General features: G+C 71.1%; 14 protein-coding genes. 7 read left to right on the forward strand and 7 right to left on the reverse strand.

From position 1 onward, the window contains the following. Positions 1 to 132: 132 nt before the first annotated feature. The 4 genes from C1I95_RS00595 to C1I95_RS00610 all read right to left on the reverse strand — a co-directional run bounded on the left by C1I95_RS00595 (position 133) and on the right by C1I95_RS00610 (position 4497). Complete coding sequence (locus C1I95_RS00595; protein WP_199523528.1) at positions 133 to 1020, reverse strand: carbohydrate ABC transporter permease; 888 nt, start codon at positions 1018 to 1020, stop codon at positions 133 to 135. Further along, positions 1017 to 2153: a carbohydrate ABC transporter permease gene (locus C1I95_RS00600; protein ID WP_111211748.1), complete on the reverse strand. Its 1137-nt coding sequence runs from the start codon at positions 2151 to 2153 to the stop codon at positions 1017 to 1019. Before C1I95_RS00600 ends, C1I95_RS00595 begins: the two co-directional genes overlap by 4 nt. 81 nt (positions 2154 to 2234) lie before the next feature. Continuing rightward, complete coding sequence (locus C1I95_RS00605) at positions 2235 to 3485, reverse strand: sugar ABC transporter substrate-binding protein (protein ID WP_111211749.1); 1251 nt, start codon at positions 3483 to 3485, stop codon at positions 2235 to 2237. A gap of 31 nt (positions 3486 to 3516) precedes the next feature. Then, a complete protein-coding gene (locus C1I95_RS00610) occupies positions 3517 to 4497 on the reverse strand; it encodes a LacI family DNA-binding transcriptional regulator (protein WP_233513170.1) in 981 nt (326 codons plus the stop codon). Between the two features lie 153 nt (positions 4498 to 4650). On the opposite strand from C1I95_RS00610, the gene C1I95_RS00615 reads away from it, so the two are divergent. After that, a complete protein-coding gene (locus C1I95_RS00615; protein ID WP_111211751.1) occupies positions 4651 to 6765 on the forward strand; it encodes an amylo-alpha-1,6-glucosidase in 2115 nt (704 codons plus the stop codon). A 136-nt stretch (positions 6766 to 6901) separates the two neighbouring features. Here C1I95_RS00615 and C1I95_RS00620 read toward each other — a convergent pair whose 3' ends face one another. After that, entirely contained in the window at positions 6902 to 7558 is a 657-nt protein-coding gene (locus C1I95_RS00620; RefSeq protein ID WP_111211752.1) for a TetR/AcrR family transcriptional regulator, read from the reverse strand. Positions 7559 to 7641: 83 nt separating this feature from the next. Between C1I95_RS00620 and C1I95_RS00625 the strand changes: the two genes are divergently transcribed. From C1I95_RS00625 to C1I95_RS00635, 3 genes are all read left to right on the forward strand, one after another. Beyond that, a complete protein-coding gene (locus C1I95_RS00625) occupies positions 7642 to 8589 on the forward strand; it encodes an NAD(P)-dependent alcohol dehydrogenase (protein ID WP_111211753.1) in 948 nt (315 codons plus the stop codon). A 106-nt stretch (positions 8590 to 8695) separates the two neighbouring features. Next, positions 8696 to 9136: a thioredoxin family protein gene (locus tag C1I95_RS00630; protein ID WP_233513171.1), complete on the forward strand. Its 441-nt coding sequence runs from the start codon at positions 8696 to 8698 to the stop codon at positions 9134 to 9136. 159 nt (positions 9137 to 9295) lie between these two features. Beyond that, positions 9296 to 9733 (forward strand): DUF4395 domain-containing protein, encoded by a 438-nt coding sequence (locus C1I95_RS00635; protein ID WP_111211754.1) that lies wholly within the window; start codon positions 9296 to 9298, stop codon positions 9731 to 9733. A gap of 18 nt (positions 9734 to 9751) precedes the next feature. Here the strand turns inward: C1I95_RS00635 and C1I95_RS00640 are convergent, their stop codons facing one another. Beyond that, positions 9752 to 10711 (reverse strand): family 43 glycosylhydrolase, encoded by a 960-nt coding sequence (locus C1I95_RS00640; protein WP_111211755.1) that lies wholly within the window; start codon positions 10709 to 10711, stop codon positions 9752 to 9754. A gap of 76 nt (positions 10712 to 10787) precedes the next feature. Then, entirely contained in the window at positions 10788 to 11819 is a 1032-nt protein-coding gene (locus C1I95_RS00645; protein ID WP_111211807.1) for a LacI family DNA-binding transcriptional regulator, read from the reverse strand. Between the two features lie 376 nt (positions 11820 to 12195). Between C1I95_RS00645 and C1I95_RS00650 the strand changes: the two genes are divergently transcribed. Genes C1I95_RS00650 through C1I95_RS00660 form a run of 3 tightly spaced genes read left to right on the forward strand, consistent with a single transcriptional unit; the run spans position 12196 to position 15349 of the window. Further along, on the forward strand, positions 12196 to 13557 hold the full coding sequence (locus tag C1I95_RS00650; protein ID WP_199523529.1) for an ABC transporter substrate-binding protein: 1362 nt from the start codon (positions 12196 to 12198) through the stop codon (positions 13555 to 13557). Continuing rightward, on the forward strand, positions 13554 to 14525 hold the full coding sequence (locus C1I95_RS00655; RefSeq protein WP_199523530.1) for a carbohydrate ABC transporter permease: 972 nt from the start codon (positions 13554 to 13556) through the stop codon (positions 14523 to 14525). The genes C1I95_RS00650 and C1I95_RS00655 overlap by 4 nt, the downstream gene beginning before the upstream one ends. Further along, positions 14522 to 15349, forward strand: a complete 828-nt coding sequence (locus tag C1I95_RS00660) for a carbohydrate ABC transporter permease (protein WP_111211757.1) — start codon at positions 14522 to 14524, stop codon at positions 15347 to 15349. Before C1I95_RS00655 ends, C1I95_RS00660 begins: the two co-directional genes overlap by 4 nt. The last annotated feature ends 1 nt before the right edge of the window (position 15350 follow it).

Raw genomic sequence — 15350 nt, forward strand, 5'->3', positions numbered from 1 at the left:
CGCGCCGACGGCGCAAGATCGTGCTCGATCCCGGATCGAGTGGCCTCACGGTCGCTGGGATGCCACTCGATCCGGGATCGAGCGTGACAGCTGCTGCACGCCCTCCATTGACACCTGGATGCTGGTCCGAAATCAGCCCTTGTCGGAGCCGTCGTTGGCGTCTCGGACGAAGTAGCGCTGGAAGACGACGAAGATGATCGCCACCGGGATGGTGGCGAGCAGCGCCGCGCCGAGCTTCAGCGGGTACTGGGTGCCCTTGCCGAGTGACCCGCTGACCAGGTCGGCGAGGCCACGGGGCAGGGTGAACAGGCTGGGGTCCTGCACCGAGACCAGGCTGTGCGGGAACTCGTTCCAGGTGCCCTGGAAGGAGAGGATGGTGAGGGTGATCAGCGCCGGCTTCGCCATCGGCAGCACCACCGACCAGAAGGTGCGGAAGATGCTCGCGCCGTCGATGCGGGCCGCCTCCTCCACGCTGACCGGGATGGACTCGAAGAACTGCTTCATGATGAACACGCCGGCGGCGTCGGCGAGCAGGGGCACGATCAGCGCGGAGTAGCTGTTGTAGATGCCGAGCTGGTTGAGCACCAGGAACTTGGGGATCAGCAGCACCACACCCGGTACCGCCATCACGGCGATGACCGCCGCGAAGAGTCCCGACCGGCCGCGGAAGCGCAGCCGGGCCAGCGCGTACCCGGCGAGTGAGCAGAAGAAGACCCGGCCGGTGGTGGCCACCAACGTCACCAGCAGCGAGTTGCCGAGCCAGAGCGGGAAGTTGGTGCCGGTGAAGATCCGGATGAATCCGTCGAACACCAGCTGGTCGGGGATCGGCGAGAGCGGGTTGGCGGCGGCGTCGGGCTCGGTCTTGAGCGAGTTCCCGATCTGGATCACGAACGGGTACAGGAAGACCAGCGAGAAGAAGACCAGGACGGCGTACCCGAGAAACCGGCTGGCCAGGGTGCGGGCGCCCCGGTTGCCGCGTCGCCGGGTGGGCGTCGCCGGACGCTCGGCCAGTGCGGTCACTTCGCGGATCCTTCCGGTGTACGCCGGCGCCGCCGGCCCCAGCGGGGTCGGTCAGGGTCCCGGTCGGCCATCACCCAGCGCTGCACGAGGGTGAGCACGATGATGATCAGGAACAGGACGAACGAGATCGCCGCGCCGGAGCCGTAGTCGAAGTCCCGGAACGCGGTGCGGTACGAAAGGTAGGCCGGGGTGAGGGTGGTCTTGGCCGGGTCGCCCTGGCTCATCACGTACACCTGGTCGAAGACCTGCCAGGAGCCGATCAGACCAAGGGTGACCACCAGGAACATGGTCGGCTTGATCATCGGCAGGGTGACGTTGCGGAACCGCTGCCAGCGGCTCGCGCCGTCGAGGGTGCTCGCCTCCTCCAGCGCGACCGGCACGTTCTGCAGGGCGGCGAGGAACATCAGCATGAACGTGCCGGAGGTGGTCCAGATCACCAGCGTGATGATGGACATCATCGCGACGCTGGGACCGGACAACCACTCCCACCAGGTCAGCCCGAGCGGTCCGCCCTGGGTCAACGCGGTGGGCGGGCTGTCCACGCCGACCACGCCGAGCAGCAGGTGCAGCACGCCCCGGGAGTCGGCGAACCACTGCGGCCCGCTGATGCCGAACATCCGCAGCAGGCTGTTGACCGCGCCGGAGTTGGCGAACAGGAACAGGAAGACCACGCTGATCGCCACCGAGCTGGTGACCGACGGGAAGTAGAACGCGGTACGGAAGAAGCTCTTGCCCTTGAGCAGCCGGTTGTTGACCACCAGCGCCAGCCCGAGGGCGAGCACCGTCTGCGTCGGTACGACCAGCGCCACGTAGTAGATGTTGTTGCGGATGGCGGTCATGAAGTCCCGGCGGTCCAGGCCGTCTTCGGTGAACAGCCGGGTGTAGTTGTCGGTGCCGACGAACGGCACCTGACTGGTGAACGGGCTGCCCTGCCCGTTCCAGTCGGTCAGGCTCACCCACAGCGCCATCAGGATCGGCAGCAGCAGGAACAGCCCGAGGATGACGATCACCGGCGCGACGAACAGCCAGCCGGCGATGTTCTCGTTGGCGCGTACGCCGCGCCTGCCGCGCCGGCGGCGGTCGTCCGGCCCGCCGGTCGCAGTCGCCGCTGCCCTCAGCATGTTCGTCGCCATCGTCACTCCCCTCTTAGGTCGAGATGGGAAGGAGGGTCCCTTCCTGACGCGCCTGCGGCGGTCAGGAAGGGACCCCTGCGATCAGCTACCGCCGAGCGCTGCCTTCGCGTTCTTGTCGAAGTTGGCCAGGATGCTCTTCGGGTCGCCGTTGGCCAGACCCTGCAGACCGGCCTCGAGGTCCTGCAGGACGCTGTCCATCTTCGGGGCGTTCACCGGGCCCTGGGCGTACGCGGCACCGTCGATGAACGGCTTGTCGGCGGGGAACTCCGCGGTGTACTGGTCGCGCACCGACTCGCGGGACGGCATGACCCCGAACGCCTTGGCGAAGGCGATCTGCTGCTCGCCGCTGGTCATCGCCTCCACGAACTTGATCGCCTGCTCCTTGTACTTGCTCTTGGCCGCGATGCCCCAGCACTGGGTGAAGGAGAGCGTACCCTTGCCCGCAGGTCCCGCCGGCAGCTCGACGACCTGGTACTTCACCTTCGGGAAGTCGTTCTGCAGGGCGCCCTTGATCCAGTTGCCCTCGATGGTCATCACCGCGGCGCCCTTGCCGAATGCCTCACCGGACCAGCCCGCGTCGAGCTGCTTCGGGAAGCGGACGAGCCCGTCGGTGACCATCTGCTTGACGTGGGTCAGCGCGGCGACGTTCGCCGGGGTGTCGCCGGTGGCGGACTTGCCGTCCGCGCTGAGCAGCCAGCCGCCGTTCTGCACGAAGAACGCGCCGATCCGGTCCCGGGTGTCACCGAGCACCAGCGGCACCATGCCCTTGGCCTTGATCTTCTTCGCGGTGGCGGTGAGCTGCTCCCAGGTGGTCGGCACGTCGGCGTCGGTCAGACCGGCCTTCGACCACAGCTCGGTGTTGATCTGGAGGGCGAGGGTGGAGAAGTCCTTGGGCGCGCAGTACAGCTTGCCGTCGTAGGTGAAGGTGTTGCGCAGGCTCTCGTAGAAGTCGCCGACGTTGCTGATCTTGTCGCCGTACGGCTCCAGGGCGCCGACGCTGGCGTAGTCGGCGAAGCGGCTGGCGTCGACGTAGAACACGTCCGGCGGGTTGCCGCCGGCCAGGCCCTGGCCCAGCTGCTGCGTCAGGTCCTGCGCGGGAACCACGGTGGCCTGGTTGCCGGAGGAGGTGGCCCAGGCCGCCGCGGCGTCCTGCACGGCCTTGGTCTCGGCGTCGCCGGAGGAGCCGATCATGATCTGCAGGCTGGCCGGCCCGGTGGACTGGGTGGTCTCCGCGGCGGGGTCGTCGAAGCCGCTGCCGCAGGCGGTCGAGCCGAAGAGCGCGGCGGCGGTCAGGCCGGCCACGGCGGCGCGGGTGAGGACGCGGGGTGTCATCGTTCTTTCTCCTGAGGTGAGGGACGGGGTGTCAGGCGAGGTGCCGCAGGACCAACGCGGGTCGCAGCAGCACCTGCCTCGGGTCGCGGTGCGGCCCGTCGAGAAGGTCGGTGAGGAGGTCGACGCAGCGGGCGGCGGCGTCGCCGAGGGGTTGACTGATGCTGCTCAGGCCGACCGCGGCGGCGACCGGGGTGTCGTCGAAGCCGATCACCGGCATGGTGGTGCCGGCCGCGCGCAGGGCCTGGAGTGCGCCGAGGGCTAGGGAGTCGCTGGCGCAGACGAGGGCGGTGGGTGGGGCCGGCCGGCCGAGCATCTCCCGCGCCGTACGGGCGCCCTCGGCGATGCCGTCCTCGGTCTCCGCGTCGAGCCCGTCGGGGTCGACGCCCGCGCCGAGCAGGGCGCGATGCCAGCCCGCCCGCCGGTCGTCGCCGACGCCCGAGCCGGCCGGCCAGCCGATGAAGCCGATCCGGAGATGGCCGGCCGCGAGCAGGTGGGCGGTCGCCTCCCGGGTGCCGGCGGCCCCGTCGACGTCGACCCAGCTGTGGGCCTGCGGGTGGTCCCACGGCCGACCGAAGGTGACGAACGGGATCTCCCGCTCGGCCAGCCAGGCGGTACGCGGGTCGCCGTGGTCGGTGCCGGTGATCACGAATCCGTCCAGGTCGTACGCGCTGAGCAGGTCCCCGTACGCGGAGATCTCGCGGTCGTCGTCGGTGGCGGTGTAGAGCATGACCCGGTAGCCGGCCGACTCGGCGGTCTCGGTGAGCCCGTGCAGGAAGCGGTCGAGCACCGAGCCGTTGATCCCGTCCCGGGTGGGTTCGATACGCACCGCGATCAACCGAGAACGGCCGGTGCGCATCTGTCGCGCGGCCTGGTTGGCTCGGTAGCCGAGGGTGACGATCGCCTCTTGCACCCGTTGCCGGGTCTCCGGCCGCACGATGTGCGGTGCGTTGATGACGTTGGACACGGTCTGCCGGCTGACCCGGGCGTGCCGGGCCACCGTGGCAATGGTCACCTTTTCCGCCACATCACGCCTTTCGAGGGGCTTGAACGATCCAATTTGGATGGGGCAGGATTGGATCGTTCAAGTTGCTGGAGTGTTTCGGACTCTGCACCCTCTCGGAACCGCCTGTCAAGACGCCGTTCCATAACGAACCTGGAGCCGTACGTGACCGCACGCCACCTGCAACCCTTGCTGCACGATCTGGTGGGGGTCGTCCTCGCTCCCACCAGTGCACTCGGGGACCCCGCCGGGCAGATTCGGCCGCTCGGAGTCCAGGGCGTCTTCCACGCCGACAGTCGTGTCCTGTCCCGCGCCGAACTGCGCATCGACGACCGCGAAGCCGAGGCGATCGGCCACGCGCCGGTCACCGCCCATGCCACCCGCTTCGTCGGGCTGGCCCGCTGGCTCGGCGATCCCGGGGCCGACCCGACCATCCGGGTCGAGCGGACCCGTCGCCTCGACCAGCACGGCCTCACCGAGGAGATCCGCCTGGTCTCCACCGCCGCGGTGCCGGTGCAGGCCACCGTCACCGTCGACCTCGGCTGCGACCTCGCCCCGATCGAGCGGGTGAAGACCGGCTTCGCCATCGAGCCCCTGGCGGCGCAGGCGTCGGCGCCGGGCCAGCTCGGCTGGGCCGCCGACGGCACCACCGTCACCGTCACCGCCGAAGACGCGGAGGTCGACCTCGCCGGCGACCGCGCCACCGCCCCCCGCCTGAGCTGGCCGGTGACCCTCGCTCCGCGGGCCAGCCGGACCCTGCGCTGGCGGCTCACCGTCACCGACCCGCGCGCCGTCGTCGCGTACCCGCCGACCGAGCCGACCTGGGCCCAGCCGCAGGTGCAGGCCGACGACCGGCGGCTCGGTCGACTCCTGCACCGCTCCCTCGACGACCTGCACGCGCTGCGCCTGGCCGACCCCGAGGCACCCGGCGACGTCTTCCTCGCCGCCGGCGTGCCCTGGTTCCTCACCCTCTTCGGCCGCGACAGCCTCTGGGCCGCCCGGATGATGCTGCCGCTCGGCACCGAGTTGGCCGCCGGCACGCTGCGGGTGCTGGCCCGGCGGCAGGGCCGGCGCACCGACCCGGCGACCGGCGAGCAGCCCGGCAAGATCCTGCACGAGCTGCGCCGGGGCGAGGTCAGCCTGCCCGACGTGGGGCTGCGGCTGCCGCCCGCCTACTACGGCACGGTCGACGCGACCCTGCTCTGGGTCAACCTGCTGCACGACGCCTGGCGCTGGGGACTGCCCGCCGAGCGGATCGAACCCCTGCTCCCGCACCTCGACGCCGCGCTCGGCTGGCTCCGCGACCACGCCGACGCCGACGGCGACGGCCTGCTCGAGTACATCGACACCACCGGGCACGGGCTGTCCAACCAGGGTTGGAAGGACTCCGGCGACGCCATCCGGTTCCGCGACGGGAGCCTGGCCAACGCGCCGATCGCCCTCGCCGAGGTGCAGGGCTACGCCCACGAGGCCGCGATCAACGGGGCCGCCCTGCTCGACGCGTTCGACCGGCCGGGCGCCGACCGGTGGCGGGAGTGGGCCGCCCAACTCGCCGCCCGGTTCCGCGCCGCCTACTGGGTCGACGGCCCGCACGGCCCGCAGCCGGCCCTCGCCCTGGACCGTGACAAGCGCCCGGTCAACTCGCTGACCAGCAACATCGGCCACCTGCTCGGCACCGGCCTGCTGGACGGCGAGGAGCAGGCCCAGGTCGCCCGGCTGCTCGGCACCGACGCGCTGGCCGGCGCGTTCGGGCTGCGGACGATGTCGACCCAGGACGCCGGCTTCAGTCCGCTGTCGTACCACTGCGGCTCGGTCTGGACCCACGACACCGCCATCGTGCTCGCCGGCCTGGCCCGCGCCGGGTTCCACGAGCCCGCCCTGCGCCTGGCCGACGGGCTGCTCGCCGCCGCCGAGGCGTTCGACTACCGGCTGCCGGAGCTGCATGCCGGTGACGACCGGGACGCGCTCGGCCGGCCCGTGCCGTACCCGGCGGCGTGCCGTCCCCAGGCCTGGTCGGCCGCCGCCGCGGTGTCGCTGCTGCACGTCGCCGCCGGCGTCTACCCCGACGTACCGGCCGGCACGGTACGCGTGGCGCCGCTGGCCGGCCCGCGCCTCGGTGGCCTGTCGGTGACCGGCCTGCGGGTCGGCGACGGTGAACTCGGCGTCACCGTCGACGCCGCCGGCCACGCCACGGTCTCGGGCCTGCCGGCCGGGCTGACGGTGACCACGACCGCGATCCCCGCCCAGCGCACCGCCTCGGTGGAGGCCGCCACCCGGTGAACGCCGGGAGCCGGACGGCGGGCCGCCTGCCGCCGGTCGGGCTCCCAGTGTCGGCCATGTCCGGCGGCGCGGCGTCTTCCGCGCCGCCGGACGTGCCGCCGTACCCGGGTCCGGGTCGACGCCGGGGCGGCGAGGTTCAGGACGTGCTGCCGGCGTGGTGGCGTTCGAGGCTGTCGAGAATGAGGTCGAGGCCGAACCCGAACTCGTGGGCGTAGTTGTAGTCACGGCCGACGACCTGGTTGGTGATCATCTCTACCAGGTGTGGGTACTCGTCGGCCGGGAGCGCGTGCTGGATCTCGTCGACGAACGTTTCGGCACCCTCGTCGGCGTCGAACGGGAGGTTCAGCTCGGTCAGCACGAAGCCGTACACGTAGGCGTCGATCGCCGAGAACGCGTGTGCCGCCAGGGTGATCGAGAAGCCGTTGCGGCGCAGGCAGCCGAGCACCGTGTCGTGGTGCCGCAGGAGTGCCGGCCCGGGGGAGCGGCGCGACTCGATCAGGCCCAGTGCCCAGGGATGCTGCGACAGGACGCGCCGGCTTGATTCGGCGCGGTCGACCATCGCCGGCCGCCAGAGCCGCTGCGGTTCGGGCAGCTCGATCTGCGCGAAGATCCAGTTAGCCAGACCGTCGAGCAACGCGTCCTTGCCGGCGAGGTGGTGGTAGAGCGACATCGCCTCGACACCGAGCTCCTTGCCGACGTTGCGCATGCTCACCTGGGCGACCCCGCCCCGGTCGGCGACCCGTACCGCCGCGTCGATGATGCGGTCGTGGGTGAGGGCAGGACGACGGGCCATCACAAGGCACTCTCCGAACCGATTGCTGACTTACGGTCGTAAGGCTATCATCCAACGAAACTTACGGGTGTAAGGAGAGTGTCGTGCTGGCAGCAGTGATGGATCGGTACGGGGCACCCGACGTGGTGCGCGTCGCCGAGGTCGCCCGGCCGCGACCGCGCGCCGGCGAGGTGCTGGTGCGGGTCCGGGCCGCCGCGGTGACCTCGGCCGACTCGCGTATCCGGGGCGCTCGGTTCCCGGCCGGGTTCGGCGTCCCCGCGCGGCTGATGTTCGGCATCGTCCGGCCCCGCCGGCCAACCCTGGGCAGCTCCTTCTCCGGGGTCGTGGCGAGCGTCGGCGCGCGGGTCGGTGACTTCGCCGCCGGCGACGAGGTGTGCGGCATGACCGGCATCAGACTCGGCGCGCACGCCGAGTACGTCGCGGTGCCGGCGGACCGGCTCGCCCGCAAGCCCGCCGAGGTCACCCACGAGGCGGCCGCCGGGCTGCTGTTCGGTGGCACGACGGCATTGTTCTTCCTGCGCGACAAGGCGGGCGTCGGGCCCGGCACCTCGGTGCTGGTCAACGGCGCGTCCGGTGCGATCGGCACGAACGCCGTCCAGCTCGCCCGGCACCTCGGCGCGACCGTCACTGCCGTGACCAGCTCGGCGAACGCCGAACTGGTCACCAAACTGGGTGCCGACCGGGTCATCGACTACACCGACGGCGGCCTGGGCGCCACCACCGAACGATTCGACGTGGTGCTGGACGCCGTCGGCAACCTGTCGATCGCCTCCGGTCGGCGGCTGCTCAGCACCCGAGGGGTACTGCTGCTCGTCGTCGCGAGCCTGGGCGAGACCATCCAGGCACGCGGCAACGTCGTGGCCGGAGCCGCGCCCGAACGCGTCGCCGACTTCGATGTCCTGCTCGATCTCGCCGCCCGAGGCGAGATCACCGTCGTGCTCGACCAGATCCACGACCTCCACGACATCGCCAACGCCCATCGTCGGGTCGACACCGGCCACAAGGTCGGCAACGTGGTGGTACGCCCATAGCCCACCCGGTGCCGCCTGCTCGACCGGTGACGGTCGGCGGCCACCGCGCACAGCACGCCCACCCGGCCGATGCCGCCCGACGGGCCCGCTGTGGCAGGCTGGAGCGGTGCGAGATGCCGAGCTGACCAGGGTGGCGGTGCTTGCCGGCGTACTGCTTGCGGCCACCGTCGTCGGCCTGTGGCACCGGCGCCGTAGTGGGCGGATCCGGTCCGTGTCGCCGACCCCGGGTCCGTCCGCCGCGCTCGCCGGTCTCGGCGTCACCGCCGGCGCGCCGACGCTGGTGCAGTTCTCCTCGGCGGTCTGCGCGCCCTGCCGGGCCACCCGTCGGGTCCTGGAGCGGGTCCGCGCCACCGTCGACGGGGTGCGCCTGGTGGAGGTGGACGCCGAGCAGCACCTGGACGCCGCCCGCGAGCTGGGCGTCTGGCGTACGCCGACGGTGCTGCTGGTCGACGGTGACGGCCGGGTCGCCCGGCGCGCGTCCGGGGTGCCGGACGCCGGGCAGCTGACCGAGGCCGTACGGGAGCTGTGCGCGGGAGTGACGCGGTGAAGGCCCTGGCGCTGACCCGTCGCCGGACGGTGGACCATGGCCGGCTGGCGGCCAGCCTCTGTCGTCCCGACCGCCGCCGCTGACCCGTCCTTCCGCGCCAATCCCTCCGTGCCGGTGCCCGGCAACCGATCCGCCCGGCCCAAGCCCCCAGGAACCGCCATGCTTCTCGATCCTCGCGCGCCCCGGTTCGCCGCGGCCGTCACCACCGTCGTGCTCGCCGCCGCACTGCTCGGCGGCGGAACCCCGCTGCTGCTCGTCCAGGCCGTCGTCTTCGCGATCACCGCGGCGAACCCGCGGCTCGGCCCGTACGGGCTGCTCTACCGCACCCTCGTCGCCCCGCGCCTCGCCGCCCCGACCGAGCTGGAACCGGCCGCGCCGGTCCGGTTCGCCCAACTGGTCGGCCTGATCTTCGTCGGGGCGGCGCTGGTCGGCCAGCTCGCCGGGTTGCCGGTGCTCGCCCTGGTCGCGACCAGTGCGGCCCTGGCCGCGGCGTTCCTCAACGCCGCGTTCGACCTGTGCCTCGGCTGCGTGGGCTACCTGGCGCTGCGTCGGCTCGTCGGCCGGCCGCTCGCCGCCCGCGTCCCGGCCGGTTCCTGACCAACCCGTACCGGCTGGTCACCCACCGCTGCCGGTGAGGGCCGTCGTCGGGGTGCCCGCGACCAGGCCGGTGGTGCGCTGGTAGCGGACCGGGACCGGGTCGCTGAGCTCGCCGACGAACTCGCCGTCGGCGTGGTCGACGAAGCCGATGAGCGCCCAGCCGTCGGCGTCGGGGACCAGCCGCGGCGCGTACAGGTGCGGCTGCGCGATCGGCTGGGCGGACGCCACGTCCCAGGGGCCCCGGACCGTCGGTGCGGTCGCCACCCAGAGCCGGTGCTCGGATTCCCGGCCGGCGGCGAAGGCGTTGGTGCAGAACAGCAGCAGGGGCTGGCCGTCCACGACAGCGACCTGTGGCACCTCGAGGTGACCGAAGCCGGCCGGCGTGGACAGCGGGGGCTGGACGGTCCAGTTCAGCAGGTCCGGGGAGGTCGCGTGGCCGACGACGCCGCGATCGTCGGCCGGCCCGTGGTTGGCCCGGGCGGTGATGAGCATGTGCCAGCCGTTGCCGTCCGGGTCGGGAAAGACCCAGGGATCGCGCCAGGCATGCTCGTACCACATCTCGCGGTCGAGCAACTCGTACCAGGTGGGGTCGGCGACCACGATCGGGCCGTCGCCGTGTCGGTGCCAGGTGACCAGGTCGTCGGAGACGGCCAGGCCGATGCGCTGCACCAGCCCGTCCTCCGCCCGCCCGACGCCGGTGTAGAACAGGTACCACCGCTGGTCCGGGCCGCGGACGGTGCAGCCGGTCCAGGTGGCCAGGTCGTCCCAGCTCGGCGAGTCGGCCGGCACGAGCGCGTCGGCGAGCAGGCGCCAGGAGCGTAGGTCGGTGGAGACGGCGTGGCCGATCGAGGCGCGTCGGTGGCGGCGGTCCGGGTCGAGCAGGGCTCGGGAGGCGCGCAGGAAGAAGGCGTGCCGCAGACCGTCGTCGTCCTGGGCGTACCAGCTGTCCCACACCCAGTGGTCGGGCAGACGAAGCATGGCGGGCAACGTACCACTAAATCGGTTTAGCGGCGACGGCGGGTGCCGCGCCCCGCACCCCGCGCCCGGGCGCTGTTCAGCCGGCCGGCGCGGCGACGGACCGGCGTCGGCGCAGCGGCATGGGCACGAACGACGGCCCGACGGCGTCGCCGTCGAGCAGGAGTTCCACCGCCCGGCGGCCCATCTGCTCGTGCGGCAGCGCGGCGGTGGACAGCCCCGGCCGAAGCCAGGAGGCGATCGGGTCGTCGTCGAAGGAGATCACCGAGAGGTCGCCCGGGATGGTCAGCCCGGCCTCGCCGAGCGCCTGGTAGGCGCCGAAGGCGAGCCGGTCGTTCATGCAGATGATGGCGCTGGGACGCGTCGGTCGGTCCAGCAGCCGACGCGTCGCGGCATAGCCGTGCTCCGGCAGCCACTCGGGGCAGAAGCCCTCGACCAGCAGCGTGACGCCGGTGGCGGCGAGGGTGCTCCGGATGCCGCGCAGTCGCGCCTCGGCGGCGAGGGAGATCTCCGGGTCGCTTTCCTTCTGCCGGTTGCGCCCGATTAGGGCGATCCGGTCCCGGTGACCCTGCGCCAGCAGCGTCTCGGCGACCATCGCGCCGGCCCGCTCGTCGTCGGGCAGCACGCAGGGCAACTGCAACTGCACCGGGCTGGTGGCGTTGAGCAGCACCACCGGGCCGCCGAGGATCGCCGGCGGCACCGCCAGCCGGCGGGTCGCCATGGCCGCGTAGATCACCCCGTCGACCTGGCGGTCCAGCATCGCCTCGATGGCGTACTGCTCGAACGCCGCGTCGCCCTGGGTCTCGGTGATGAGCAGTACGTGGTCGCGCTCGCGGGCCGCGTCCAGCGCGCCACGGATGAGACCGCCGGCGAAACGGGTGGTGGCGACGATGTCGGAGACGAACGCGATGGTGGCCGTCTTGCGGGTCCGCAGGCTGCGTGCGGCGACGTTGGGCCGGTAGCCGAGTTCCTCCGCGGCCGCGAAGACCCGCTGGTGCGCCTCTGCGGACAGCCGGGTGCCCTCCCGCCCGTTGAGCACCATCGACGCGGCGGTCTTGGACAGCCCGGCCAGGCGGGCGACATCGGCCAGGGTGGCTCTGTTGCGGCCCATGAGTCCTCCGATCGCGGCGGTCCGTCCGACGCCGCTGTTGACCATCATGATGCGTCGAGTCGGGCCGTCGGTAACCGGCGCGGTCCGTACCTCGGCGGCCAGCGGCGTGAACAACCTGTTTCGAGGCCGTTGCCAAACCGTTCTTGACAGCCTCAGGCATCGCGCGCATGCTCTGCTAAATCAGTTTAGCGACGTAGTTCCGCTGCTTGGGGGAGGACTTCTTCCCCTTGGAAAAAGTCATGTTGGTACCGCGGGCCGCGAGCCGGAGAATCGGCATGCGACGGGCGACACGTGGCGGCCGGCGGCTGGGTCCGTGGCAGTCGCCACGCCCGCCGCCGACCGGCGAGGCGCGCGGATGAGTCAAGGAGCTATTGAGGTGCCGGAGTACTCGACGAGGTTCACCCGACGCCGGCTGGCACTGCTGGTGCCGCTACTGACCGCCGGCCTGACAATCACCGCCTGTAGTCCGCCCGGTGCGGAGCAGACCCCGTCGGGGGACTCCGACGCCGCGGTCAGCACCGAGCTCGGGACGGACCCGATCACCCTGGAGATGTACGCCGAGACCGGCTTCCCACTGGCGAAGGCGCTCGCGGACGAGTTCACCAACCAGCACCCGAACGTCAAGTTCAACATCCGCGAGGACCAGTTCACCGTCATCGTGGAGAACGCGCCCCGGGTGCTCGCCTCGGACAACGCGCCCGACATCATCCGGCTGCCCACCATGGTCGACCTGGTCAAGGACGGGCTGCTGAAGAACATGGACCCGTACTTCGACGCGTACGGCTGGGACAAGTTCCCCGCCTCGCAGCTGGTCCAGCTGCGGCTCGCCGACGGCGGCGCGGTCCGCGGCAGCGGCTCCCTGTACGGCATGGGGCTGGGCTACAGCGTGACCGGCGTGTTCTACAACAAGGAGCAGGCCGAGAAGATCGGCATGACCCAGCCGCCGGCCACCATCGCCGAGTTCGAGGACCTGCTGGCCAAGGCCAAGACCGCCAACCTGCAGCCGATCATGCAGTTCAACAAGAACACCGCGGGCATCAACTTCCCGCACCAGGCGCTGCAGAACCAGTACGGCGACCCGACCCAGATCGCGGACTGGATCTTCCAGAAGCCGGGTGCCACCTTCGACACCCCCGCCGCGCTCAAGGCCACCCAGACCATCCAGAAGTGGGCCCAGGCCGGCTACTTCCCGAAGGACGCGAACGCCATCGACTACACCGCGATGATGGGCGAGTTCATGAAGGGCAACGGCACGTTCATGTTCAACGGCGACTGGGAGTCGGCGAACCTGGACAAGAACATGGCCGGCAAGGCCGGGTTCTTCCTCTTCCCGGGCGAGACCGCGGACGCCAAGAACGTGGCGATGTCGGCCCCGAACACCTTCGGTGTCGGCGCGCGGGCCAAGAACGCCGACGCTGCGGCCTACTTCCTGAACTGGGTGCACACCAACGACAAGGCCCGGGAGATCTCGGTGAACGTCGGCGGTTCGCACCCGGGCGGCCCGGCCGACCTGCCGCTGCCGGCGGTGTCCGACGGCACCGTGCTGGCCGAGACCCTCAAGGCCTCCCAGCAGCTCGGTGCCGACAACGGCGCGGTCGACTTCACCGCGAACGCGACCGGCGGCATCTTCGCCTCCGCCATCACCCCCGAGATGCAGAAGTTGATCGCCGGTCAGCAGACCCCCGAGGGGTACGTGAAGGCGGTCCAGGCCGAGTACGAGAAGGAACTGTCCCGATGACGTCTGCCCTCGGCAGCGTCCCCGCCGGGTCGGGCACCGCGCCCCGGCCCGGCGGGGCGGACCCACAACTCCCCGTGCGGCCCCACCGGAAGCGGTGGGGCCGCACGGCCCGGTGGGTCGGGTGGCTGTGGGTCCTGCCCGCACTGATCATGTACGGCGTCTTCGTGCTGCGCCCGCTCGTGCTGACGGTGCAGTACTCCCTGTACCGCTGGAACGGCATCGGGACGGCCCAGTGGGTCGGGTTCGACAACTACCTGACCGTGTTCACCGACCGTGACCTGCTGAAGATCATCACCAACGCGTTCGTACTGATCATCTTCTTCAGCTTCATCCCGGTCGCCCTCGGCCTGCTGGTGGCCAGCCTGGTCCGGCGGATCACCACCGGCCCCGGCGGCACCCTGGTCCGTACCGTGCTGTTCCTGCCCCAGGTGATCCCACTGGTGGCCGCCGGCATCGCCTGGAGCTGGGTGCTGTCCAGCAACGGCCTGGTCAACCAACTGCTCCGGACCGTCGGCCTGGAACGGGTCACCCGACCCTGGCTCGGCGAGTTCAGCACGGCGCTGCCGTCGGTCGGCGTGATCGGTACCTGGATCATGCTCGGCCTCTGCACCATCCTCCTGGTCACCGGCATGAGCAAGATCGACCCGTCGCTCTACGAGGCGGCCCGGATGGACGGCGCCGGCCCGATCCGGGAGTTCTTCGCGGTCACCCTGCCCAGCCTCCGCCAGGAGATCGGTGTCTGCCTCACCGTGACCGTCATCGCGGCCCTGGCCAGCTTCGACATCGTCTACACCTCCACCAGCGGCGGCCCGGGCATCCAGACCACCGTGCCGGGCCTGGAGATCTACCGACTGGCCTTCTCCCAGCGGCAGGTCGGGCTCGCCTCCGCCCTCGGCGTGGTGCTGATGCTGCTGGTCCTGGTGTGCGTGCTGCCGATCCAGCGGCTGACCCGAGGAGAGAAGGCGTGAACCTGACCAGTCGCAGCGAACGCGTCAGCGGACGGATCTTCCTGATCGCGCTGGTCGTGGTCACCCTGCTGCCGTTCCTGAGCATGCTGTCGGCGGCCCTGCAACCCCGCGGCACCGTACCCACCGGCCTGGCCTGGCCGTCGGATCCGCAGTGGGGCAACTTCGTCGACGCGTTCACCGCCGCGAACATGGGCGCCCTGCTGAAGTCGAGCATGCTGATCGTGGCCGGGGTGGTGCCGATCGCCGTGCTCATCGCGACCATGGCCGGCTTCGGGCTCGGCCACCTGCGGGTGGCCGGCGGCCACCTCGCCTTCGGGCTGCTGCTGCTCGGCCTGACCCTGCCCTTCGAGGCGGTGGTCACCCCGCTGTACTACCAGATGCGGGACCTGGGTCTGCTCAACACCCGATGGGCGATCATCCTGCCGCTGATCGGCCTGTACATGCCGTTCGCGGTGTTCTGGATGCGGGCGCACTTCACCAACGTGCCACGGGAGTTGTCCGAGGCGGCGCGGGTCGACGGGAGCAACACCTGGCAGCTGTTCTGGCGGGTGCACGTGCCGCTGGCCCGACCGGCCATCGCCTCGCTGACCATCCTGCTGTTCCTCTGGACCTGGAACCAGTTCCTGCTGGCCATCGTCATGGTCGACGACGCCACGAAGCGAACCATGGCCGGTGCGCTCGGCGCGTTCCAGGGCCAGTGGGGGACCGACCTGGTGCTGCTGTGCGCCGGCTCGCTGCTCATCCTCACCCCGACCCTGATCGTGTTCGTGATCTTCCAGCGACAGTTCATCAAGGCCCTGCTCCAGGGCTCCGTGAAGGGATAGC

The sequence above is a fragment of the Micromonospora craterilacus genome (assembly GCF_003236315.1).
In the GTDB taxonomy this organism is placed as follows: domain Bacteria; phylum Actinomycetota; class Actinomycetes; order Mycobacteriales; family Micromonosporaceae; genus Micromonospora; species Micromonospora craterilacus.